The sequence below is a fragment of the Klebsiella sp. HMSC16A12 genome (assembly GCF_001808265.1).
GTDB classification, from domain to species: Bacteria; Pseudomonadota; Gammaproteobacteria; order Enterobacterales; family Enterobacteriaceae; genus Klebsiella; species Klebsiella pneumoniae.
The window spans coordinates 40390-61173 of the sequence record NZ_KV792522.1 but is presented as its reverse complement, the minus strand read 5'-3'; the positions used below and the strand labels follow the sequence as shown (position 1 = coordinate 61173).

26 protein-coding genes and 1 pseudogene are annotated in these 20784 nt (G+C 54.8%); 16 read left to right on the top strand and 11 right to left on the bottom strand.

Going from position 1 to position 20784, the window contains the following annotated elements:
* Positions 1-96: 96 nt before the first annotated feature.
* The gene (locus tag HMPREF3140_RS01255; RefSeq protein ID WP_004140511.1) at positions 97-1503 is read left to right on the top strand and encodes a cytochrome ubiquinol oxidase subunit I; all 1407 of its coding nucleotides are present in this window, start codon (positions 97-99) and stop codon (positions 1501-1503) included.
* Positions 1500-2510 (top strand): cytochrome d ubiquinol oxidase subunit II, encoded by a 1011-nt coding sequence (cydB, locus tag HMPREF3140_RS01250; RefSeq protein WP_004140509.1) that lies wholly within the window; start codon positions 1500-1502, stop codon positions 2508-2510. Before HMPREF3140_RS01255 ends, cydB begins: the two co-directional genes overlap by 4 nt.
* A 115-nt stretch (positions 2511-2625) precedes the next feature.
* Here the strand turns inward: cydB and HMPREF3140_RS01245 are convergent, their stop codons facing one another.
* Positions 2626-2823 carry a hypothetical protein gene (locus tag HMPREF3140_RS01245; protein ID WP_004140506.1) on the bottom strand — a complete coding sequence of 66 codons (198 nt, stop codon included), beginning with the start codon at positions 2821-2823 and terminating at the stop codon, positions 2626-2628.
* 566 nt (positions 2824-3389) lie between these two features.
* Between HMPREF3140_RS01245 and HMPREF3140_RS01240 the strand changes: the two genes are divergently transcribed.
* The 3 genes from HMPREF3140_RS01240 to HMPREF3140_RS01230 all read left to right on the top strand — a co-directional run bounded on the left by HMPREF3140_RS01240 (position 3390) and on the right by HMPREF3140_RS01230 (position 5325).
* Entirely contained in the window at positions 3390-4022 is a 633-nt protein-coding gene (locus HMPREF3140_RS01240; RefSeq protein WP_004183660.1) for an ECs1377 family protein, read from the top strand.
* Positions 4023-4061: 39 nt separating this feature from the next.
* Complete coding sequence (locus HMPREF3140_RS01235; protein WP_004140501.1) at positions 4062-4241, top strand: hypothetical protein; 180 nt, start codon at positions 4062-4064, stop codon at positions 4239-4241.
* A 397-nt stretch (positions 4242-4638) separates the two neighbouring features.
* Positions 4639-5325 carry a KPN_01159 family EAL domain c-di-GMP phosphodiesterase gene (locus HMPREF3140_RS01230; RefSeq protein ID WP_070552816.1) on the top strand — a complete coding sequence of 229 codons (687 nt, stop codon included), beginning with the start codon at positions 4639-4641 and terminating at the stop codon, positions 5323-5325.
* A 112-nt stretch (positions 5326-5437) separates the two neighbouring features.
* Here HMPREF3140_RS01230 and HMPREF3140_RS28530 read toward each other — a convergent pair whose 3' ends face one another.
* Positions 5438-5602, bottom strand: a complete 165-nt coding sequence (locus tag HMPREF3140_RS28530; protein WP_004140498.1) for a hypothetical protein — start codon at positions 5600-5602, stop codon at positions 5438-5440.
* Between the two features lie 33 nt (positions 5603-5635).
* Positions 5636-7144 (bottom strand): UbiD family decarboxylase, encoded by a 1509-nt coding sequence (locus HMPREF3140_RS01220; RefSeq protein ID WP_004140497.1) that lies wholly within the window; start codon positions 7142-7144, stop codon positions 5636-5638.
* Positions 7145-7264: 120 nt separating this feature from the next.
* Between HMPREF3140_RS01220 and HMPREF3140_RS01215 the strand changes: the two genes are divergently transcribed.
* Positions 7265-8155, top strand: coding sequence for a LysR substrate-binding domain-containing protein (locus HMPREF3140_RS01215; RefSeq protein WP_004150788.1), 891 nt, complete (start codon positions 7265-7267; stop codon positions 8153-8155).
* 6 nt (positions 8156-8161) lie between these two features.
* Here the strand turns inward: HMPREF3140_RS01215 and HMPREF3140_RS01210 are convergent, their stop codons facing one another.
* On the bottom strand, positions 8162-9946 hold the full coding sequence (locus HMPREF3140_RS01210; protein ID WP_023279889.1) for a sensor domain-containing diguanylate cyclase: 1785 nt from the start codon (positions 9944-9946) through the stop codon (positions 8162-8164).
* A 73-nt stretch (positions 9947-10019) separates the two neighbouring features.
* Positions 10020-11228: an HD-GYP domain-containing protein gene (locus HMPREF3140_RS01205; RefSeq protein WP_004224183.1), complete on the bottom strand. Its 1209-nt coding sequence runs from the start codon at positions 11226-11228 to the stop codon at positions 10020-10022.
* A 302-nt stretch (positions 11229-11530) separates the two neighbouring features.
* On the opposite strand from HMPREF3140_RS01205, the gene fraE reads away from it, so the two are divergent.
* The 4 genes and pseudogenes from fraE to HMPREF3140_RS01175 all read left to right on the top strand — a co-directional run bounded on the left by fraE (position 11531) and on the right by HMPREF3140_RS01175 (position 15272).
* A complete protein-coding gene (gene fraE / locus HMPREF3140_RS01200) occupies positions 11531-12574 on the top strand; it encodes a fructose-asparagine asparaginase (protein ID WP_070552815.1) in 1044 nt (347 codons plus the stop codon).
* 661 nt (positions 12575-13235) lie between these two features.
* Complete coding sequence (lpxP, locus tag HMPREF3140_RS01185; protein WP_004148038.1) at positions 13236-14150, top strand: kdo(2)-lipid IV(A) palmitoleoyltransferase; 915 nt, start codon at positions 13236-13238, stop codon at positions 14148-14150.
* An 89-nt stretch (positions 14151-14239) separates the two neighbouring features.
* Positions 14240-14875, top strand: a pseudogene (gene leuE, locus HMPREF3140_RS01180) (leucine efflux protein LeuE); the annotation flags it as partial.
* A gap of 133 nt (positions 14876-15008) precedes the next feature.
* Positions 15009-15272: a DUF2534 family protein gene (locus HMPREF3140_RS01175; protein ID WP_004140489.1), complete on the top strand. Its 264-nt coding sequence runs from the start codon at positions 15009-15011 to the stop codon at positions 15270-15272.
* 59 nt (positions 15273-15331) lie between these two features.
* On the opposite strand, the gene HMPREF3140_RS28050 is transcribed toward HMPREF3140_RS01175, so the two are convergent.
* From HMPREF3140_RS28050 to HMPREF3140_RS01150, 6 genes are all read right to left on the bottom strand, one after another.
* Positions 15332-15457, bottom strand: coding sequence for a hypothetical protein (locus tag HMPREF3140_RS28050; protein ID WP_004140488.1), 126 nt, complete (start codon positions 15455-15457; stop codon positions 15332-15334).
* Positions 15458-15574: 117 nt separating this feature from the next.
* Entirely contained in the window at positions 15575-15649 is a 75-nt protein-coding gene (gene yoaJ, locus HMPREF3140_RS29585; protein ID WP_004213093.1) for a protein YoaJ, read from the bottom strand.
* A complete protein-coding gene (locus tag HMPREF3140_RS28040) occupies positions 15649-15750 on the bottom strand; it encodes a YoaK family small membrane protein (protein WP_004150782.1) in 102 nt (33 codons plus the stop codon). Before HMPREF3140_RS28040 ends, yoaJ begins: the two co-directional genes overlap by 1 nt.
* 57 nt (positions 15751-15807) lie before the next feature.
* Positions 15808-16821, bottom strand: coding sequence for a sensor domain-containing diguanylate cyclase (locus HMPREF3140_RS01160; protein ID WP_004176549.1), 1014 nt, complete (start codon positions 16819-16821; stop codon positions 15808-15810).
* A gap of 264 nt (positions 16822-17085) precedes the next feature.
* Positions 17086-18069, bottom strand: coding sequence for a phage integrase (locus HMPREF3140_RS01155; protein WP_017898644.1), 984 nt, complete (start codon positions 18067-18069; stop codon positions 17086-17088).
* A 115-nt stretch (positions 18070-18184) separates the two neighbouring features.
* Complete coding sequence (locus HMPREF3140_RS01150) at positions 18185-18484, bottom strand: helix-turn-helix domain-containing protein (protein ID WP_004213095.1); 300 nt, start codon at positions 18482-18484, stop codon at positions 18185-18187.
* Positions 18485-18603: 119 nt separating this feature from the next.
* On the opposite strand from HMPREF3140_RS01150, the gene HMPREF3140_RS01145 reads away from it, so the two are divergent.
* From HMPREF3140_RS01145 to HMPREF3140_RS01120, 6 genes are all read left to right on the top strand, one after another.
* Positions 18604-18882 (top strand): regulatory phage cox family protein, encoded by a 279-nt coding sequence (locus HMPREF3140_RS01145; protein WP_020806130.1) that lies wholly within the window; start codon positions 18604-18606, stop codon positions 18880-18882.
* A gap of 20 nt (positions 18883-18902) precedes the next feature.
* Positions 18903-19121, top strand: a complete 219-nt coding sequence (locus tag HMPREF3140_RS01140; RefSeq protein WP_004216643.1) for a hypothetical protein — start codon at positions 18903-18905, stop codon at positions 19119-19121.
* A 15-nt stretch (positions 19122-19136) separates the two neighbouring features.
* Positions 19137-19514 carry a hypothetical protein gene (locus HMPREF3140_RS01135; RefSeq protein ID WP_070552814.1) on the top strand — a complete coding sequence of 126 codons (378 nt, stop codon included), beginning with the start codon at positions 19137-19139 and terminating at the stop codon, positions 19512-19514.
* A gap of 15 nt (positions 19515-19529) precedes the next feature.
* Positions 19530-19793: a hypothetical protein gene (locus HMPREF3140_RS01130; RefSeq protein ID WP_070552813.1), complete on the top strand. Its 264-nt coding sequence runs from the start codon at positions 19530-19532 to the stop codon at positions 19791-19793.
* Between the two features lie 77 nt (positions 19794-19870).
* Complete coding sequence (locus tag HMPREF3140_RS01125) at positions 19871-20095, top strand: hypothetical protein (RefSeq protein ID WP_004213098.1); 225 nt, start codon at positions 19871-19873, stop codon at positions 20093-20095.
* Between the two features lie 8 nt (positions 20096-20103).
* Complete coding sequence (locus HMPREF3140_RS01120; protein ID WP_238636260.1) at positions 20104-20658, top strand: 3'-5' exonuclease; 555 nt, start codon at positions 20104-20106, stop codon at positions 20656-20658.
* Positions 20659-20784 lie beyond the last annotated feature (126 nt).

Here is a 20784-nt window from a genome sequence, read left to right as displayed (position 1 = left end):
TCGGCGCCGGGAAGCAAAACACTTCATCATCGGCTAAGTGATGTTCGCATGAGCCCCGGCTGCGGCCGGGGCGATTCACAATGATGGGTGTGGAATATGTTTGAATTCGACGCGTTTCATCTGGCCCGATTGCAATTCGCCTTTACCGTATCCTTCCATATCCTCTTTCCGGCCATCACCATCGGCCTTGCCAGCTACCTTGTGGTGCTTGAGGGGATGTGGCTGCGAACCCGGGATAATGTCTGGCGTTCACTCTACAATTTCTGGCTGAAAATCTTTGCCGTCAATTTTGGCATGGGCGTAGTCTCCGGATTAGTCATGTCCTATCAGTTCGGCACCAACTGGAGCGGATTTTCCCAGTTCGCTGGCAGTATTACCGGCCCGCTGCTGCTGTACGAAGTGCTGACCGCCTTCTTCCTTGAAGCGGGATTCCTCGGGGTGATGCTGTTTGGCTGGAATAAAGTGCCGCCAGCGCTGCATTTTTTTACCACCTGCATGGTGGCGCTTGGCACGTTGGTCTCTACCTTCTGGATCCTTGCCTCCAATAGCTGGATGCAGACGCCGCAGGGTTTTATCATCGAAAATGGCCATCTCATCCCGCAGGACTGGCTGGCGATTATCTTTAATCCCTCTTTTCCGTATCGCTTGTTCCATATGGCGATAGCCGCGTTTCTCAGTAGCGCCATGTTCGTCGGGGCGTCTGCCGCGTGGCATCTTCTGCGCGGCAACGACTCGCCGGCCATCCGCAAAATGCTGTCGATGGCGATGTGGATGGCGCTGCTGGTGGCGCCGATCCAGGCGGTGGTGGGGGATATGCATGGTCTTAACACCCTTGAGCATCAGCCGGCGAAGATCGCGGCCATCGAAGGGCACTGGGAAAATCGCCCCGGCGAGGCCACGCCGCTGCTGCTGTTTGGCCTGCCGGACATGGAGCAGGAGCGGACCCGCTATGGTCTGGAGATCCCCGCTCTCGGTAGCCTGATCCTTACCCACAGCCTGCATAAGCAGGTGCCGGCCCTGAAAGACTTCCCGAAAGAGGACCGACCCTATTCGCCCGCCGTCTTCTGGTCGTTTCGCATCATGGTCGGGATGGGCGTGTTGATGATCGCCTTAGGGATCTGCAGCGCCTGGCTGCGCTATCGGCGGCGGCTGTACCACTCGCGTCCCTTCCAGTGGTTTGCGCTCTGTATGGGGCCCGCTGGTCTTATTGCCCTGGTCGCCGGGTGGGTGACCACCGAGATGGGCCGCCAGCCGTGGGTGATATACGGGTTGCTGCGCACGCGGGATGCGGTGTCGTTGCACAGCACCCTGCAGATGGCCATCAGCCTGCTGGTATTTATCGTGGTTTACTGCGCCGTGTTTGGCGTGGGGTATTACTATATTTTCCGGCTTATCAAAAAAGGGCCGCAGCCGGTGACGGAGCTGACCTCGCAAACCGCAGGCACCCCGGCGCGTCCGCTCTCAGCGGCTGAGCCGGTGCGTGATGAGGAGAACGCATCATGAGCATCGATATCTCGGTGATTTGGTTTGTCATCATTGTCTTCGCCACGCTGATGTATATCGTGATGGATGGTTTCGATTTAGGTATTGGGATGCTGTTCAGCGTGGTGCATGATGGCGAAGAGCGCGATGTGATGGTCAACAGCGTCGCCCCCGTCTGGGATGGTAACGAAACCTGGCTGGTGCTCGGCGGGGCAGGGCTGTTCGGCGCCTTTCCGCTGGCCTATGCGGTGATCACCGATGCGCTGGTTATCCCGCTGACGGCGATGCTCATCGGCCTGATTTTTCGCGGCGTGGCCTTTGAATTTCGTTTTAAAGCGGTTCCCTCGCATCGCATCTTCTGGGACTATGCCTTTGCCGGCGGCTCGCTGTTGGCGACCTTCAGCCAGGGGATTGTCGTCGGCGCGTTTATCAACGGCTTTGCGGTGGCTGACCGCCGCTTCGCCGGTTCGACGCTGGACTGGCTTACCCCTTTCAATCTGTTCTGCGGTCTGGGGCTGGTGGTGGCCTATCTGCTGCTGGGCACCACGTGGTTGATTATGAAAAGCGAAGGCGCGCTGCAGCAGCGGATGCGCGAGCTGACCCGCAAGGTACTGCTGGCGCTGATGGCGGTGATCGCGGTGGTCAGCGTCTGGACGCCGTTGGGCTGGCGCTACGTGGCGGAACGCTGGTTTACGCTGCCCAATTTCTTCTGGTTCGTGCCGGTGCCGATTCTGGTGTTGGCTCTGAGCCTGTGGATCTGGCGCCTGAGCGCGCGCCCCGCCAGCCATGCCCGCCCATTTATCCTGACGCTGGGCCTGATTTTCCTCGGCTTCAGCGGGCTGGGGATCAGCGTCTGGCCGAACATTATCCCACCGCATATCTCTCTGTGGGATGCCGCTGCGCCGCCGTCCAGCCAGGTATTTATGCTGCCGGGCGCGCTGCTCATTATCCCGGTGATCCTGATGTATACCGCCTGGAGCTACTACGTCTTTCGCGGCAAAGTCTCCGGCAGCGAGGGCTATCACTGAGCCTGATTCGCGCCGGCAGGTGAGGATTTGCCGGCGCGTCGCGCCGTCCGGTCAGGGATGACCGAGAGGGATGCGCACAAACCGGTGATCAGCTGCAACGACTCGGGCCGGGTGTTTATGCCTTCGGTGGCTTGATCTTAATAATAAATCGTTCGTTAACCCGGGTGATCCTCGCGCCAATATCGCCAAACTCGGTGGCGATTTTAAAAAAATCGTCCGCGGCGACATCAAAATCGAGCTCAATCTTCGGGTGTTGTCCTGTCGCCAGTAATTCATAGAAATGGTCAAGGCTGCGGGCTTTTTCGCTAGGCATCTTATTTCTCCATGGTAAACCAATCTGCAGGGGTTTTATTGCTTACGGCGCTTTTACGGATTATTCAGCAGGATGACAAACGTGCCTGATATAAAATTATGCAATGACAGTAAGAATGAGGTAGGGCGAGGTTATTCCGTGTTGTTAAACCGCGTGGCGACGCGTTGTCCGCCATACCATGACGGCAGAGACGACCCTGCGGCGCCGGTTGATGATAGACATTTTTTGATGACAAATTAATGACAATAAAATGAATCTGTCCGGGCTCGGGATGGCATCGTGCTAAATAATTTTATTCTGTGGCTGGTAAGGTGGTTGTTAACTACTTTATGGTGATGGAGCGTCTTTTTTAGGGCCAACGGCGAGGGAACAACGATGCAATTACTTGATTTATTCGCAGGCTTATTATGGTTAAGCAGCGTTATCTTCCTGCTGTTTGTTCTTGATGTGATCATCACCCGTTATCTTTATCGTAAATAATCGACAACGACAGCGGCGTTGGGCATAGGGGACGGCGTCGGAGGATGATAATATAACCCGCGGACTGATTCAGAAAGGAATGCGCGGTGGCCGGGAGAATTGATTACGATATTGAAAAATACCAGTTTACCGAAGCCGGTGAGACGCCACGGCTCCGGGAGCAGTGGCGCGAAGTATACCTGGAGTGTCGTCAGCTGCGGGCCGGGGCAGAGGAGCGCCTGCGCATTGCGTTACTGAACGTCGACTATGTCACCAGCTTCGAGCTGCCTTTTCGCCTGCTGCTGGTGCGCGCGCCGCAGCTAATCGCCGATGTTCGCGAGACGTTGCAGCTTAGCCGTAAAGCCGCCGTTTTCAACGGCAAACGTTACGGCTGCGTCTATAGTTTGAAACAGGATTTACAGGCTGTACCGGAAGCCTTTCATTACCGCCTGGCAAACCGCATTCGTCGCGTCGATGCAACGGGGCTGACGGCGGCCCCGTACCAGCAGATTGCCCGGGAGATAAAGCCGGCCCGGGAGCGGCTCCGCCAGGCGCTGAACGCCGGCCTGCCGGTCACCGCTCTCGACGCCCTGTTCTGGTTCGGCAGTCAGCGAGTGGCGGCGGACATCGCGCAGTTGCGCCGGTCCGGTATGACGATTGTCACGACGGAGGTGGAGGTCAGCGACAATTTGTTCAATACCACCCGACGAGTGCCCGTTTACCGCCTGGCCAGCGAGTGAGTCGGCAACCTTTCGCCCAGCCGTTGCCTCTGCAGACAGTTGACCATTGCCCCGTCGAACCAGACGCACAGCCCTCTGGCGACAGGCCGTGGGGCCGGTTCCAGCCATGCGCTGGCGATGAGCATGAGGAGCATTAGCGCCAGTGGAACCATGTATTTTCTTTTCACTGCTCTTTATCCGCTGCGCCTGTTCTGCCAGCAAGGTAGCGGTAAAGTATGACGTTTCGTTGACCGGGGCCGCGTTTTTATTATCGGCAAGCGGTTGCGTTGGGTCAGAGATTATTCATCTTTTGGCATACGAGAGGACGAAAACTGGCGGCTTGTATTTTTGATTTTTATTACACCACGCTTTTTTTTGCCGCCGGGGAAAAGCGTAATGTGGCTACGACTGGATGCGGCTCGTCATGTAACTGGCTGGTTTGAAACAATATTTTAATTGTTGTCTAAACGCATGCGACAGCGGTGGCTAATTTATATTAATTCACTTTACCGATCAATAAATTATATGTTGATAGTTTTTAGCTATCGAATGTTTCTTATCGATCATTTTAAACTATTTTTGTTGGCGGGAAATATATGACATGCTTTAACCCTTTCTTATTTTTGGTATTTTTTAAATGGTTGAAGAAAACGCGAAAAATACCTTCTATCGCTTCGTACTGGAGCCTGCTATTAGCGATGATGGCAGCTGCCACTCGTGGGAATTGCTCACTAAAGATATTATAGCACCCGCACGAAATAACGCCTCAGCGCCCGCGTTTTCTTTCTCCACGCTTACCGAAAGCGATAAGCTTGCACTATTTACCCGACAAATCGAGTTGCTTTCCGTATTTGATTTTTCCCTGGTCGATAATAAGCCGATCTCGCTCAATATCGATGATTTATTAAGCCATTTTATTCTGACGGACCGCTATCTCTGCGATTTTCTGCGCTCGTGTAAGCATATTGCTTTGGAGATAAATGAGAATTTTCATGAGTTTATCGCCGGCCGCGAGCTGACGGCGCTAAGCACGCTGGCGGCGCTTTGTCCGGTCTGGCTGGATGATTTTGGTCGCGGGCGAACCTCCTTCCCGCTGCTGGAGAGATTCCGCTTCGATTGCGTCAAAGTGGATAAGGATTACTTCTGGGATAAAGAAAACGACCCCGCTTTGCCCGGTCTGTTGCAGTCTATTCATACCCTGACCGGCCATGTGATCGTTGAGGGTATCGAAACCGAAAAGCAAAAACGGTTAATCACTTCTGCCGGGGACATCATAGGTCAGGGCCGCTACTGGAAGGAAGAATATATTTTTCTTTGCGGTTGAGGGTCGACCGGGGGCTGGTTTCGGTTACCTGCTATTCTTTTATTTTCCAGTTTTAAATTCCCCCTTTGCTACAGATAGTCTTTATTAGCGCAGTGATAAGCGCCTCTCTTTTTTATGAAGGATCATTCCCTGTAAATACCCCCATGCGTAACGCCCCGATCGCCATTTCGACGTAAGCCAGGAGCTGACCTCTGAGCAGCGCGAGCTGGTGAAAAAAGATCTCGCCGCTGCGATCAATTAATCCTGCCTGCGCCATCCGCTCAGGATCGCGCGGCATGGAAAAATGCCGCCGTTTACCGGCGGCTATTGCTTATTTTGCGCTACCCTGGTTTTTTTCCAGCCGGGCGAAATACTCCGGTGCAAACGGACGCGGATCGACGTCGGCAAACGGCGCGCGCTCAAAGTGCGATTTCAGCGCCCAGGGGACCGTGCAGTCAAAAATGGTCTTGCAGCTGATGCCATTTCCACGGATCGACGGGCTGTATTCCGGCGTCTGGGACGGATCCAGCTGGTGACCGCGAATGCCGGGGATTGTCGTAATGCTGACGTCCCCCTGCATGCGGGTGGTCATCGCCCACAGGATATCGTCGCTGTCAAAGATGTCGACATCTTCATCAACCAGAATAATATTTTTTAGCTCGGAATAGGTCGCCAGCGCCAGCAGCGCGGCCTGCCCCTGCCGGCCTTCATCGGCGGGTTGACGTTTTTTCACCTGCAGGATCCCGAGGAACTTACCGCCACCCGCGGTGTGGGCGTAGACATTTTGTAAAAAGCCCGGAATGGCGGCCTCGACGGCATTCCAGATACTGGCTTCCGTTGGCAGGCCGGCGAGGGTGGTATGCTCTTCCCCCGGTCCCACCAGGGTCTGCAGAATCGCATTGTTTCGCATGGTCACTGCTTTGACTTTGATTACCGGCAGCGACGGATTAGCGCCGCCGCAGTAGCCAGGAAATTCCGGCATCGCGTGGCCGCTATTGGTGTGCTGATCCTCTCTGACGCGCACGCCAGGCAACAGCTCACCTTCGATAACGATCTCGGCGCGGGCGATGGCTTTCTCCGGGACGCTGACGCCCTGAACCAGCTCCACCGGACGTTGACGCAGCGCGCCGGCGACGCCCAGCTCATTATAGCCGAACGGCGTGGTAGGGGCTTCGAAGCAGGCGCCAATATAGATGGCCGGATCGAGACCCATATTGATGGTTATCGGCAGCGGTTTGCCGGCGGCCTCGGCCTTTTGGCGAAACACTTCGATATGGCGGCCGGCGGCAAGAAACATCGACAGCTCATCCCGGCCCTGGACGCACAAGCGGTGGATGGTGACGTCGGTCAGCGAGGCGTCGTCGGGATCGCTGGCCAGCGCCAGGCCCAGGCAGAAGAAGGGGCCGGCGTCGATAGGGGTGTTGGTGGGCGCCGGAAGCAGGGTGCGCAAATCAAAATCCGGATCGTCGGCCAGAAAGATCTGTTCCTGGCAGGGGGCGCTGCTGGCCGGGACGACCACCGGCGCGACCGGTTTTTTCACCGCCTTACCCACTTCAAGGGCCAGCTGCGAGGCTTCGCAGCCCAGCAGCAGCGCGGCCCGCTGGCGGCTGGCGTGCATACCCACCAGAATGCGCGAGTGTGGATAACCCTTAATATTGTTAAACATCATCGCCGGCCCGATGCGGGTGGGGCGCTTCACGGTGCCGCCCGCGCCGATATGGCGATAAACACCGGCCAGCTCGGCGTTAGGGTCAACCGGATGATCGGTTTCGAGATACTGATTGTCATGCTGTTGCAGCAGCGCGATGGCGTCGCGCAGATCCTGAATCGGTGCGGTCATGATGTTCTCCTTAGCGTATCGATGCGCACAGTATGCTTCGCAGGCTAATGGTTATCAATTGCATCATTTATGCTTTATTGATAAGCTTTTTCTTATCAATTTGTAGGGAGGAGTCCGACCATGTCCTTGCGAGCGTTACGCCATTTTGTGGTCGTTGCCGAAGAGTTGCATATGCACCGGGCGGCGGAGCGGTTACATATCGCCCAGCCCGCCCTCAGTCAGCAGATTAAGCAGCTTGAGCAGCGCCTGGGCGTGGTGCTCTTTTCCCGCGCTAACCGCCGTCTGACTCTGACCGCCGCGGGCGAGGCCTTTTTACACAAGACGCGGCTGGCGCTGGAAATGGCCGATCAGGCGGTGCTGGACGCCCAGCGCACCGCGCGGGGCGAGCAGGGGAGGCTGCATTTGGGGTATGTCTCCAGCGCGATGTACGACAGTAAACTGCCGGGGCTCCTGCGCCGGCTGCGCGCCGACTGGCCGGGGATTGAGCTGTCGCTGGTGCAGGGGGATGTGCAAATGCTCTACGAAGCGCTGTTGGATCTGCGTCTGGATATCGCCATCATCCGCGCGCCGCTGGCCTCGCCGCCGGACGCGCTGGTGGTCAGGCCGTTTGTACGTGAAAAGCTCTGCCTGGCGCTCTATCAACAGCATCCGCTGGCCGGCGTGGGCGCGCTTAATCTGGCCTCATTGCGCACTGACAACTGGATCTCGCTTGACGATCCGCAGGGCACCGGACTGGAGCAGGTTTTTATGGATGCCTGTCGCGTCGCGGGCTTTACGCCGCAGGTGGCGCAGCGGATTAACGACGTTACCTCGATGATTAGCCTGGTCTCCGCCGGGGTGGGAGTGGCGTTGGTTCCGCTCTCGGCGCGGGCCTTACGCCTTGATAACGTGGTGTATATCGATCTCCAGGATCGGCTGGCGGAGAGTGAGCTGAGCATGGTTTACCACCGCCATATTCGTTCGGCGGTGGTAAGGAAAGTTATCTCGCTGCTTAATACCGCTGAGCGATAGTCCCGGTTAGCTGGTCTTCAGGCGGCCAAAGCTGACAATCCTTGAGCGGCCCAGCTCTTTCGCCCGGTACAGCGCGGCATCCGCCGCGCGCAGCAGACTATCGCTTTGGGTGTGCTGCGGGTAGCTGGCGATGCCAATCGACACATCCACCTGGCCTATCTCGGTCAGACCATCGCGCAGCGTCATATTGCGCACCTGGGTGTAGATCTCGCTGGCGCACTGGTGCGCCCCAGCTTCGTCAATCCCGGGGAGCAGCACTAAAAACTCCTCGCCCCCGTAGCGGAAAGCCATGCCGATATCGCGCACCGCGCGCTGCACAATGGTCGCAACGCTCTTAATCACCAGATCCCCAGCCTCATGGCCATAGCGATCATTGATGGTTTTAAAATGATCGATGTCGATCATCAGACAGCTCAGCGGAGTATGGGTATGGACCGCCAGCGCCATCTGCGAATGCAGCGCTTCGTCAAGATGATGGCGGTTACGCAGGCCGGTCAGGGAATCGAACAGCGCTTTTTCCAGCAGGGCGCTGCGCAAACGCTGATTGGCCAGCGCCAGGCCCAACGCTTCCGCCATCAGCTCGAGATAGGCCCGGGAAGGAGCGTCACCGGCGGTGACGTTCTGGAAGGTCAGCAGGCCAATGGCTTCGCCCTGGGCGATGAGCGGTACGCAGAGCGACTGGCCGGCGTGCGTCTCCGGCAGATGATAGCAGGTGATATCGGGCTCGCCCTGCACCGGCGGATGGCTGAGTCCCCGCCGTATCGCCCAGCAGTCGTCGGGAGAAAAGGGCGTCGTCTCACCGGCGGGCGACAGCCACTGCGCTACGCAGCGCAGCTGCCAGGGGTCGGTATCCAGAACATACAGTTTACCGGGGATCGTCGGGGCGATATTCGGCGCAAACCGCTCCGCCACCTTAATCACATCCTCAATGGTTTCACAGCCCTGCAGCCGCTGAGTCATACGCGCCAGCAGCTCGCGGATCGCCCAGTCGGCGTCGCGCTGCTGCTCCAGCCGCTGACGGGCCAGGCCGTTCTCGCGAAAAATGCGGATCGCCTGAGCCATGTCACCAATCTCATCCACCTGGGTAAAGTGCGGCGTCTCCACCGCATAATCCTGGGAGGCGAGACGCTGGACCACGTCGCTCAGGCGAACCACCGGGTAGAGCACCCGGCGTTTGAGAATGAAGCCGAGGACGAACAAAAACATCAGGGCGGTCAGGCCGACCATGATTTCCGACAGCGTACGCCAGATCCGCGAGCGCTCGGTGGCCTGGTCGATAGCGACGGCGGCGCGATGCTCAAGCATCTGGCGGAAGCGATCGATCTGCGTCTGCATGCGCTCCAGTTCAGTCTCGTACGCGGTGCCGTACAGCACCGCGATGGCCGCTGGCGCATCGCCGCGAGCGACATGCGCCAGGGCCGCCTGCTGTTCATCCTGTAGCTCATCGGCGATCCGCAGGCCATCCTGGAGCAGCGCCAGCTCCTCGCGGCTGGCGCCGTTATCTTTCAGGCCGCCCAGCCGCTGCTCTATGCTCTTGTCGGTCTGCTGCAGCTGCTGATATTGCGTAAGCGTCTCCGGCGAAGGCTTTATCACGTACAGCCGGGCGAGGTCAGACAGCGCCCAGGCGTCGTTTTCCACCTCGTCGGAGAGGGTATCAAAGACCTGGCGCTGCTGTACCGCCTGGCGTTCGACGCGGTCGGCGCTGGAGGCCATGAGCATAGCGCTCCCGGAAGCCAGCGTCAGGCCAACGGTGATCCCGTAAGCCCAGTTAGTGATGGTGGCGATTCTCACCGTGAATTTCCTTGCATGCAGATGAAGCTGTTTTGATTATAGAACTCCGCCCCCGCCACGACGGCGGCCCGCTTCAGAGGCGGCGCTCGCTATGCAGAGGGGCAAGGGTCTGAAGAATGATGGCGTGTAGCGTTTCCGCATGGTGGCGCAAAACGAGGAAGACATCGCTATCCAGAGCGCCATTTATAACATCCGCTTCCATAATCTGTAAGGCTTCCTGCCAGGCCATCCCTTTACGATAAGGGCGATCTTCGGTCAGCGCGGTGAAAATATCGGCGATGGAGATAATCCGGTCGGCGAGGGTCAGGTGCTCCTTTTCGAGATGCAGAGGGTAGCCGCTGCCGTCCATTTTTTCATGATGATTCGAGGCCCAGTTAATGATGTCGCCGAGCTCGCTATAGTCGCTGAGAAGTTCGCCGGTCATATAGCTGTGTTCCCGCACCTGACTCAGCTCCTCATCATCCAGCTCGCCCTCTTTTTCGAGAATGGAGAGTGGGATATAGACCTTGCCAATATCGTGTAGATAGCCGGCTATCTGTATTTGCTGGCAGGTGGGCTCCGGCAGCAGCATCCAGCGGGCAAGCTGGCGGGCGATTTCCCCCACCATGATGCTATGGGTGGCGGTAAAGCTGCTGTAGGTGTCGACGATTTTGGCAATCAGCAGGCAGACATCCTTCAGACCGTGAATATCCAGATAGCGCGTGTTGATGGGGCCAATAATCTCCAGCAGCCGCTGAATATGGCCGGGGTGAAGGTGCTGCCAGAAGTTCGCATTTTCAGCGACCTCGCACAGGATATCGCAGAGCGGCGGATCGATCTCCCGATGCAAAGCGACGAACTGTTCCACCACCGCCCGCGTGGGCCAGGCGGCAACGTGGCTATCGGCCGGCAGCAGCCGTTCAAAGGCATCAGCGAAATAGACAATGTGCTGTTCGCGGGAGCCCCGGTGGTTCGGGCTAAAATGGTGATCGCGAATAAAGGGAACGATGGGCTGGAAGGTCGCTAATCCCTCCAGCATCGCCACACCCTGGCGCTGATGCGGGTCGTGGATATTATCGATAGCATCCAGCGAATGAATGGTGCGTTTATCCCCCAGCACGCCGATATCGTGCAGCAGCGCGGCGCAAAAAATGGTCTGCTGCCGTTCGTCAGGCAGTTCCAGCCTTTGCGCCAGCGTCAGGGCGATTAAGGCCGTTCGTTGCATATGCCGGTGCAGTTCAGGGTTAATGATCTGGATGACTCTGGTGGTCAGCATCAGGGCCGACTTCAGGGCAATACGCATCTCTGTTCTCCGTTCGCGTGACCTGGCGGGCAAAAATGCTCTCGCCGGTGACGGAAGTGTCGATAATCTGATCGCAATGCGTGTTGTGTGTTGCTGAACAGGTAAATCCTCAGAATGTTTTGGTTCATAGCTCTGCCCGTTTCAGATCCAGTGGTGCACCAGAGTTGGGCGATATCGTCCTAAGAACCTTATTATTGTCTGATAGTTAACCATTTCCCCCCCAGAAAAGAAATGAATTCTGGCAAGCCCTTTGCATTAAGCAAGCGTAAGTTTGATTAATGTCTATGAAGGGAGTGACCTGTATGAATTTTAGAGCATTACTTGCCATTGCGTTATTGACGATGAGCAGCCTGGCGTTTAGCGAGACGCGTCTTCCGCATATTGTTATTTTAGCCACCGGCGGAACGATTGCTGGTTCGGCGGTCAGCAATACCCAAACAACCGGCTATAAAGCCGGGGCGCTTGGAGTGCAGACGCTGATTAACGCCGTGCCGGAAATGAGTAAAATCGCTCACGTCGAGGGCGAGCAGGTGGCCAATATTGGCAGTGAGAATATGACCAGCGATATTATTCTCCAGCTCTCGAAGCGGGTGAATGCGCTATTGGCCCGGGACGATGTCGATGGCGTGGTGATCACCCATGGCACGGACACGCTGGATGAAACCCCGTATTTCCTCAATCTGACGGTGAAAAGCAACAAGCCGGTGGTCTTTACCGCGGCGATGCGCCCGGCGACGGCGATCAGCGCCGACGGGCCGATGAACCTGCTGGAAGCGGTCACGGTCGCCGCCGATCCTGATGCCCGGGGACGCGGGGTAATGGTGGTGCTTAACGACCGCATCGGCGCGGCGCGCTTTGTCACCAAAACTAATGCCACTTCGCTGGATACCTTCCGGGCGCCCGAGGAGGGCTATCTTGGTGTCGTGGTGGGCGGAAAACCCCAGTTCGAGACGCGGGTGGATAAAATTCACACGCTGCGCTCGGTGTTCGATGTGCGTCAGCTGAAGGTTCTGCCGAAGGTGGTGATTATTTATGGTTACCAGGACGATCCGGAGTATATGTACGATGCGGCGATCGCCCATCATGCCGACGGTATTATCTACGCCGGAACCGGGGCGGGGTCGGTGTCGGTACGTAGCGCCGCCGGTATCAAAAAAGCGCAGCAGGCGGGCATCGTGGTGGTGCGAGCCTCCCGTACCGGCAGCGGCGTCGTACCGCCGGATGACAGCCAGCCCGGGCTGGTGGCCGACTCCCTCAACCCGGCAAAAGCGCGTATACTGCTGATGACCGCGCTGACGCAGACTAAAGATCCGCAGCTGATTCAGCAATATTTCCATACCTACTGATCCTCTGCGGCGAGGGCGTTTTTCACACCCTCGCCGTGCTTTCTTCTCAATGACCTGGCTTCCATGCAAATCGATGGCGGATGATTGCCCATCATTCACTCCACCTGTATTTCCCACGAGGCGTAAAAAAATATTTTTTATTGTCCGGCGGGCACAGTATTTCAATGCACCGCGCTTATTTTAAAAGCAGGTTTAAATAAGTCTATTCTTAATTGTTGTCTTAAAGTCGTTTTAATCTTTTTTATGCTGACGGATTAAAAAAGATGCATTTCGCAGTGGGACGCGTTTAATACTCGCTTTGACAGACTACGATGCATCCCAACGCGGTCAGGCCGCCGATCGCGCGGCTCAGCGGACGTCTGCCACCGGCGGCCAGGGCCGCACTGCGGCAGCTTTCGGTTGTTTTCGTTAGTAACGCTGATGATTAGCGTGAAAATGATATGCATGATGAATATATTAAGCGTGGTTCAAGATTTAAGTTTACATTTAGTAACATATGTGCCGCAATTATGTTTTTTTGTCAGCTTGCTGTTTTTTACTTGCCGGAGGGAATTTCAGCGGATTAGTATTGTCGAACTTGCTGTACGTACCGCCTAATGATGATAAATGGATTCTGTTTTCCTTAAGCGTTACCACATAATTAATGTTTACAGGAAAAATCATGGCCTGCGTATTTAATAAACAACTTTTACACCCGCGTAACTGGCTGACCTGGTTCGGGCTCGGCATCCTCTGGTTAATCGTGCAACTGCCTTATCCGCTGCTGCATTTTATCGGCACCAGCGCTGGTCGCCTTTCCCGTCGCTTTCTTAAACGCCGCGAACATATCGCCCGGCGTAATATCGAACTCTGCTTCCCGGACATGTCGCCAGCGGCGCGCGAGACGCTGATCGATCAAAACTTTATGTCGCTGGGAATGGGGCTTATCGAAACCGGCATGGCCTGGTTCTGGAGCGACGAGCGGGTCAAAAAATGGTTTGATGTCGAGGGGTTCGCCAACCTTAATCACGCGCTTAGCGGTGGGAAAGGGGTAATGGTCGTCGGCGTGCACTTTATGTCGCTGGAGCTGGGCGGCCGCGCGATGGGGCTGTGTCGGCCAATGATGGCCACCTACCGGCCGCACAACAGCCCGCTGATGGAGTGGGTGCAAACCCGCGGTCGCCTGCGTTCGAACAAAGCGATGATCGATCGCAACAACCTGACCGGTCTGGTGCATGCCTTAAAATCCGGTGAAGCGGTGTGGTTCGCGCCCGATCAGGATTACGGTCCCAAGGGCAGCGTCTTTGCACCTTTTTTCTCCGTCCCGCAGGCGGCGACCACCAACGGCACCTATGTCCTGTCCCGCTTATCGGGCGCGAAAATGTTGAGCATCAGCATGGTACGTAAGCTGGATCGCCGGGGCTATAGCCTGCATATCAGCGAGGTGATGAATGACTATCCGGGTGAGGATAAGCAGATCGCCGCCGGCTATATCAACAAGGTTATTGAGCGCGAGATCCTGCGCGCTCCCGAGCAGTATCTGTGGGTACACCGTCGTTTTAAAACCCGCCCGCTGGGCGAACCTTCCGTCTATTAACCTTCCCGCACAGGCTGCGCTTTCAAAATCCCGACAGTTGGGGTAACGTGAGCCGGATCATGTTTTAGTCGTGCGCGAAGGAGTGCAGAGTGTTCGCTGAGTTTGGTGTTCTGAATTATTTAACTTATCTGGTCGGGGCGGTGTTTATCATCCTCGTTCCTGGCCCTAATACGTTTTTCGTGCTGAAAACGGGCATTGCCCACGGGGTGAAGAAAGGCTATCTGGCGGCGGCGGGCGTCTTTATTGGCGACGCAGTGCTGATGTTTCTGGCCTTCGCCGGGGTGGCGACGCTGATTAAAACTACGCCGGTGTTGTTTAACGTCGTGCGCTACCTCGGGGCAATTTACCTGCTGTGGCTCGGGGGCAAAATGCTCTATGCGGTGCTGACCCAGCGCGACGGCCAGTCCGACGCCAGCGCGGAGCCGGCGAGCGCGATCCTCAAGCGCTCCCTGACCCTGAGCCTGACCAATCCGAAAGCGATTCTGTTCTATGTGTCGTTTTTCGTGCAGTTTATCGATGTCAACGCCAAAACCCCCGGCGTGGCGTTCTTTATCCTGGCGCTGACCCTCGAGGTGATTAGCTTCTGCTATATGAGCTTTTTGATCCTCTCCGGCTCGTTTGTCACCCGCTACGTCAAAACCCGCAAGAAGCTGGCTAAACTTGGCAACAGCCTGATTGGTCTGGTTTTCGTCGGGTTCGCCGCGCGCCTGGCTACCCTGCAGTCCTGTTCCCCACGGGCCGGTTACCCGCTGACCGGCCCGCCGTCTCTTATTCTGCCCTGTAACAAAAACCCTTCATTTTTTATTGCATTGGTGTTACATATACAGCCGTTTATCGCTCAGCAAAAAGGAAGCCCCGATGATTCTGCAAAAACTCCTCAGCAATAAAAACTGCAAAAAATACTGTCTGTCGCTCGCGGTGGTGTTTGCTATCGCGCTGGCGGTAGTGGGGCGGGCGACCTTCGGGGGCGTGGTGAGCGAGTACAATATGCCGTACTCAGAGTGGACGACGTCCATGTTCTTCCTGCAGGGGGCGATGGTGACGGTTTACAGCATTGTCTTTACCGCGCTCTTCGCTATCCCCCTCGGCTTTATTTTCCTCGGCGCCGATCGTCAGGATTAAGCGTCAACGGGCGAACCGCGGTTCGCCCTGTCTTATCGGCTTATCAACAGCGTGAAGCATTAGTCGTCGTCATGATAGTGATGATGGTGGTGGTGGCGATGGGGATGATATCCATCGTCAATAATGCATCCCGATAACAGCGTGCACAGCGCAATAATCAACGGTAACACGATCGGTTTTTTCATCCTTACTTCTCCCGCTATTCTTATTCCCCGGGGCCGAGAATGCCGCGGCGGATAACGTGAGTGTAAAGGGTTAACTTATTGATGGGATAGGATAAATCCGCAATATCGCCGCGGCGATCACCACCAGCCAAACTGGGTGCCGGCCACCGCCACGATGGCGACAACCAGCATGATAATGGTGCTTTTTTTCATTATGCCCCACCCGGCGCCGCATAGCCGCCGACAAAAAACCAGCCGAGAAAGACGACGGCGATGATAAAGATCGCCACCGGGAAAAGAATACCCAATTTCATGATTGTGTCCCTGTGCCCACGAATGATGCCCTGCATGATACTGGATATCGCGGTACTTTAGTCAATATGAATGAAATTCTCCTGGCGGCGGGACTTCTTATCCTGGTACATCGCCTCATCGGCAGCGCGTAAGGCCGCTTCAACATCGATACTCTGCGGATCGCAGGTGACCACCCCGAAGCTGGCGCCCTCATAGTCGATACGCTGTTCGCCGAGGAAGTAGACGCCGCACAGAGCCTGACGCAGGGACGTGACATACGCCTGCTGTGCGGCAGGCTGCTGGGCGCTACCGACGATCAAAAACTCATCGCCGCCAAGGCGGCCAACGATATCTTCCCGGCGCGCGACAGCGGTGAGTCGTTTGCCGACCTGCACCAGAAAGCTGTCGCCGCACGGATGGCCGAACCGATCGTTAATGGCTTTGAAACCATCGAGATCGATAAAAATAAGCGAGACCTGCTGCTGCTGGGCACGGGCGGAGGCAAAGCGTAACGCCAGCTGCTTAAACAGCGCGCGGCGATTGGGAAGCTGGGTGAGCTCATCGGTAGACGAGTGCAGCTCCAGCGCGACGTTTGCCGCCTGCAGCTGTTGCACCAGGGTGTCTTTTTCCACGTAGTGGGAAATGAGCTTCGCAAACAGGCCCATGACCTGTTCGCCTTCGAGGTTATAAGGCTGTTGTTGCCGGCTGGTGGCGCAGAGGGTGCCGAACAGAGAGCCGTCGGCCAGGCGGACGGGAATGCTTAAAAAAGTAGCGATTCCCAGCTCCTGGGCGGCGATGCAGGAGTGCCAGCGGTTGGCAACGTCATTGCTAAACGTACACTGATCCTCAAGGGCGCGTTTGCACAGGGATTCATCCCAGGGGACGGAAAATCCTTCCGGGATCTGCATTTCGCTGCTGTTGTGGGCGAACATGATCTGCTGCCGCTGGGCGTTGGTATCAATGCGGGTGAGGTAGGTGGACTCCATTCGGGTCACCGCCTCCAGCATCTCCAGCAGCTGGCGCACCAGGGTTTCCAGGGACTGTTCCGCAGCGAGGGTTTGCGACACCCGGGCAAGAATAAAATCTGACATGAATAATACAGCTCCAGCACGCCAAACGTCACCCCAGCATATTGGGCTGCAAACGGACATCAGCGTCAAATAAACAGTGATATTTTTAAATTTATCACATCTGTCTGGGGAATACTTGTCCACGCGGTGGGAAAAAAAGCCCCGTCGGGTGCGTTAGCCACCCCAGACACTACGGCTTTCAACGGTACAATGCGGGGTTGCGCGGCACGCAAGACCATTGAAAGCCATAACTAATTACCCATCTGTGGACATTATGTGGACGTTTCACACATCAGCGCTACCTCTCAGCGGGTTAAGCGAGATCGCGTCCTGAAGATATTCCGGTGCAAAGTGAGCGTAGGCCATAGTTTGCTCAATTCGCGCATGTCCTAAGATCCTCTGTAATGTAATTATGCTCCCCCCATTAATCATAAAATGCGTCGCGAAACTGTGGCGTAGTGCATGCGTCGCCTGGCCGGTCGGAAGATCAGGTTTTACCTCCCTGAGTATCTGCCTGAAGTCAGAATAAGACGCCTTACCAAATAACAACCCTCGCTTACCATCCGCTATGAGTTTTGCCACTTCCGCTGAAACTGGAACAGTCCGCTGCTTGTTACTCTTGGTTTTAACGAACGTCACACGGTTCTGTATGATGTGTTCCGCCTTGAGTCGAGCCGCTTCGCCCCAGCGAGCACCAGTGCTTAAACAGAGAACAGCTATCTTCTTGTTGTCGCCATCCAGTTTAAAGAGCAAGTGCTTGATTTCGTCCTCTGTCAGATAGCCAGTTTCTGGGACTTCTTCTTTCAACTTCTTCCGCCCTCTGATCGGATGTTCACCCGAAAACAACTCGGCCTCGATAAGCGCTGTGAACATACCACTGATGCTGTTGAGATCGCGGTTAATGGTGGAAGCTTTAATGCCCTGACTTCTTCTTGCCGCGTAATACTGACTAATCAGCGCTTTCGTAATCTGAAAAGCACAAGGATCGTCGGTAATCCTGCAAAACACGTCTAACTTGTTGCGGTTTATCCGACCATGTTCCTCATGCTTACCTTTCAAATTCCACCAAAGCTGTATCAGTTCAGACAGATGCCGCTTATCCGTCGGTTTTGATAACCATTCTTTGGTGTGGTGGTTGAACTGCGTGTGCTTCTCGAACGCTACAGCTTCACTTTTCTTATCAAACTTCCTGCGGATACGCTTTCCATTGCGACCAGCAGGCCTGATGTCCACTTCATATCGACCATCATCGAGTTTCTTAATAGTCATAAGAAAACCCTCCGATGGGTGCGTTTGCCTTTCGGCCTCAACGCGTTGCAATTATGTGATGAATACTTTTCGACCAATAATAGACATTTGAAATGTATGTAGGACTGGTTAATTGTTAACCAGTCTTTTGGTCTGAGTGCTGCGAGGTTGTTAAGTCTTGCCCAAAGTGTGCGAGGGCCGGTGCGATTTGACCGGCTTCAGGCGAAACCTGATCGGTCATAAACCACAGTGTGTATTTCACGAATCTAGGGTGTTGGAAGATTTTCATGATTGGTTCAAGGCTCGCACTTTTTGTACCAGCCTCATAGCCAGAAAGTGTGCTGTAAATTACTCCTGTTAACTCGCTGAATTGCCTACGATTAAGCCGTTCTGACTCCCTGATAAGCTTCAACTTCTCTGAAATAGGGATTGACATAAAAACCTCTTTGGGAAAATATTACGCGTATGGATAATAAATTTTCATTTGAGTAATCTCTTAACGGGCAATTAAAACCCATTAAGAGCAATTAATTACCCTAAAGGAGAATGTAACAGATGAGCAAACAGCTTGTAAGTAGCACGGATGCTGTGCCTTATCAGGAGTTCGCCAGACTCATCGGGAAAACCCCTGCAGCGGTGAAGGGCATGATCGAAAAAGGGAAGCTTCCTGTAATCGAGATGACCGATCCCCAGTCAACTTCTGGCCGTGCGGGCGAGTACTGGGTTTACCTTCCAGCCTGGAACAACGGCATGAAACTGGCCTACGAAAGTCGTCCGAAGGAGATCAGGGAAGGGTGGTTGATGTGGCTTGGTCTCGGTGAGCCAGGTCGATAGCCGGTTTCAGGAGAGGAAACATGAAGAACGGTAACCGCGGATCAGTATCACAGCTCAATAGCAAAACCAGCCTCTACTGTGGCTTTACTATTCTGAAACTCCCACGCAAAAAACCGTACAACCGCCAGCGCTATCAAATTACGCACACAGGCCATTATTACGGCATCGACTTTGCTTTATCAGAAGCATGCCGAACGATTGACAGAATCATGAGTAAAAAGCGGTTTATTGCTTTTTAATCTCTGGGAGCGAAAATGAAACTCGAATATGCAGACAAAATTAACTCGCTTTTACAATGCTTCCATTTCAATAAAGAGTTTCTGGAATGGAATCATGATTACTCTCTCCAGCTTTTACGCCATGGCGTATCCCACCTTTATCATTTCGCAATGCTTCAAGGCGAGAATGATGAATGCACTCTTGAAGAACTCCGCAACATCATTATTTCCGTCACCGATGGGGATATCCCTAAACCATACGACCTGCTATCTCTGGACGCTGAGCAACTGAAGAAGGCTATGAAGTTTGTTCAGCCGCAGGAGGTAAGCGTAGAGGTTACACCGGAGATCTTAGAACACCTGAAACTGGGAGCGAGAGCCTCCTGGCGGCTGGAGCCTCCTAGCTTTAACTGATCATCGGAGTACGCCATGTTCACCGAAGAAAAAACATCTTGTGAACAGGAAATGCTGATTCGAGAAGCAGTGGAAAGTGCCGAGCAGGGATTCACTGTACATCTAAAAAATGGTGCTCGTATCACCATTACTTCAAAAAGTCCGTCTAAAGATTTAATAATTTACGGGCTCGAAAAAGCAATTCGCGGTAATCACGATCGCGCGCGAATGACCTTTATTGATTTCATGTATTACTGGCATGAAAGGATATTTAAGCAGATTAAAAGAAAATCGCGCTAAAACAATTAAATAACACGCTGTAAAAATAACGGCATTCACTTTGCCGGGGATTCGTTTTGCCTTTTTCAGGAGGTTGCATGTCGGTTACGTCAATAAAGCCGGAAGGCGGAATAAGCGATCCAGAGTTTATGGGAATCAGCACCAATGCGCGCAAAGGCGAGCGCGCACACTTACTCGGATTGCTGCGCATTCGTATGGGCCTGCTGAAAGAGCAAGGCCTTACCCCCGAAGAGATTTATTCAGCACTTGAGCAGTGGATAGCCAACCACGAAACAATCACCAGTGAGGGCAGTAGACCATGAATCACGTAATGATCGATTTGATTAACGTTAGTAAGAAACCGTCATCACCTCTGTGTGCCATTGAAGCTGTGTTTTTTGAACCCTCAACAGGGCAGATCGGAAAGGTTTTTTATTCTTCGATAGACATTCGTAAATCTGAAAGCTTGAAGGGCCGTATCAGCATTAGTACGGCATTCGACTGGATGAAAAAAGACTCTCACTGGCGCGCCGAAGTGATGAGCGCAACCGAAGCTGAAGAAGATGCACTTTGCAGCCTTGCTGCTTTCATCGCCGACAACACCTGTCCCCGGAACGCGGCGTTATTCGTATGGTTCAAAGATGCCCCGGAAAAACTGGTTTCACTTCGTTATGCCGTGGATCGCTTAGAGGTGTCAGGCATTTTCCCTGAAGGCACAAAATACCGCTGCATACGTTCACTTCTCGACCTTGCTGCTGCCACAGACTATGCGCCTCATGCGAGAAGCACCCTGGCACGTTACACGCTCACTGACGCGCGATATCAAGCGGAGCAAGTCTGCGAAATCTGGCAGCGCTTGACCTCTCCACACATTGGATCGCTATGAGGGCCGCCATGCATTCGCATCTGTCTGTTGTTTGTAACGCGCCGTTGCCGGTTTGTAAGAGGGCGCTTGCCGCCCTGAATTGCTTTGCTCGTGGACAGCGTAATTACACCCGCGTCAAGCCACACG

Coding starts and splice junctions, on each gene's coding strand:
- HMPREF3140_RS01255 (WP_004140511.1), top strand. CDS start 97: ATGTTTGAATTCGACGCGTTTCATCTGGCCCGATTGCAATTCGCCTTT.
- cydB (WP_004140509.1), top strand. CDS start 1,500: ATGAGCATCGATATCTCGGTGATTTGGTTTGTCATCATTGTCTTCGCC.
- HMPREF3140_RS01245 (WP_004140506.1), bottom strand. CDS start 2,823: ATGCCTAGCGAAAAAGCCCGCAGCCTTGACCATTTCTATGAATTACTG.
- HMPREF3140_RS01230 (WP_070552816.1), top strand. CDS start 4,639: ATGGTTGAAGAAAACGCGAAAAATACCTTCTATCGCTTCGTACTGGAG.
- HMPREF3140_RS28530 (WP_004140498.1), bottom strand. CDS start 5,602: ATGCCGCGCGATCCTGAGCGGATGGCGCAGGCAGGATTAATTGATCGC.
- HMPREF3140_RS01220 (WP_004140497.1), bottom strand. CDS start 7,144: ATGACCGCACCGATTCAGGATCTGCGCGACGCCATCGCGCTGCTGCAA.
- HMPREF3140_RS01215 (WP_004150788.1), top strand. CDS start 7,265: ATGTCCTTGCGAGCGTTACGCCATTTTGTGGTCGTTGCCGAAGAGTTG.
- HMPREF3140_RS01205 (WP_004224183.1), bottom strand. CDS start 11,228: ATGCGTATTGCCCTGAAGTCGGCCCTGATGCTGACCACCAGAGTCATC.
- fraE (WP_070552815.1), top strand. CDS start 11,531: ATGAATTTTAGAGCATTACTTGCCATTGCGTTATTGACGATGAGCAGC.
- lpxP (WP_004148038.1), top strand. CDS start 13,236: ATGGCCTGCGTATTTAATAAACAACTTTTACACCCGCGTAACTGGCTG.
- HMPREF3140_RS01175 (WP_004140489.1), top strand. CDS start 15,009: ATGATTCTGCAAAAACTCCTCAGCAATAAAAACTGCAAAAAATACTGT.
- HMPREF3140_RS28050 (WP_004140488.1), bottom strand. CDS start 15,457: ATGAAAAAACCGATCGTGTTACCGTTGATTATTGCGCTGTGCACGCTG.
- HMPREF3140_RS28040 (WP_004150782.1), bottom strand. CDS start 15,750: ATGAAATTGGGTATTCTTTTCCCGGTGGCGATCTTTATCATCGCCGTC.
- HMPREF3140_RS01160 (WP_004176549.1), bottom strand. CDS start 16,821: ATGTCAGATTTTATTCTTGCCCGGGTGTCGCAAACCCTCGCTGCGGAA.
- HMPREF3140_RS01155 (WP_017898644.1), bottom strand. CDS start 18,069: ATGACTATTAAGAAACTCGATGATGGTCGATATGAAGTGGACATCAGG.
- HMPREF3140_RS01150 (WP_004213095.1), bottom strand. CDS start 18,484: ATGTCAATCCCTATTTCAGAGAAGTTGAAGCTTATCAGGGAGTCAGAA.
- HMPREF3140_RS01145 (WP_020806130.1), top strand. CDS start 18,604: ATGAGCAAACAGCTTGTAAGTAGCACGGATGCTGTGCCTTATCAGGAG.
- HMPREF3140_RS01140 (WP_004216643.1), top strand. CDS start 18,903: ATGAAGAACGGTAACCGCGGATCAGTATCACAGCTCAATAGCAAAACC.
- HMPREF3140_RS01135 (WP_070552814.1), top strand. CDS start 19,137: ATGAAACTCGAATATGCAGACAAAATTAACTCGCTTTTACAATGCTTC.
- HMPREF3140_RS01130 (WP_070552813.1), top strand. CDS start 19,530: ATGTTCACCGAAGAAAAAACATCTTGTGAACAGGAAATGCTGATTCGA.
- HMPREF3140_RS01125 (WP_004213098.1), top strand. CDS start 19,871: ATGTCGGTTACGTCAATAAAGCCGGAAGGCGGAATAAGCGATCCAGAG.
- HMPREF3140_RS01120 (WP_238636260.1), top strand. CDS start 20,104: ATGATCGATTTGATTAACGTTAGTAAGAAACCGTCATCACCTCTGTGT.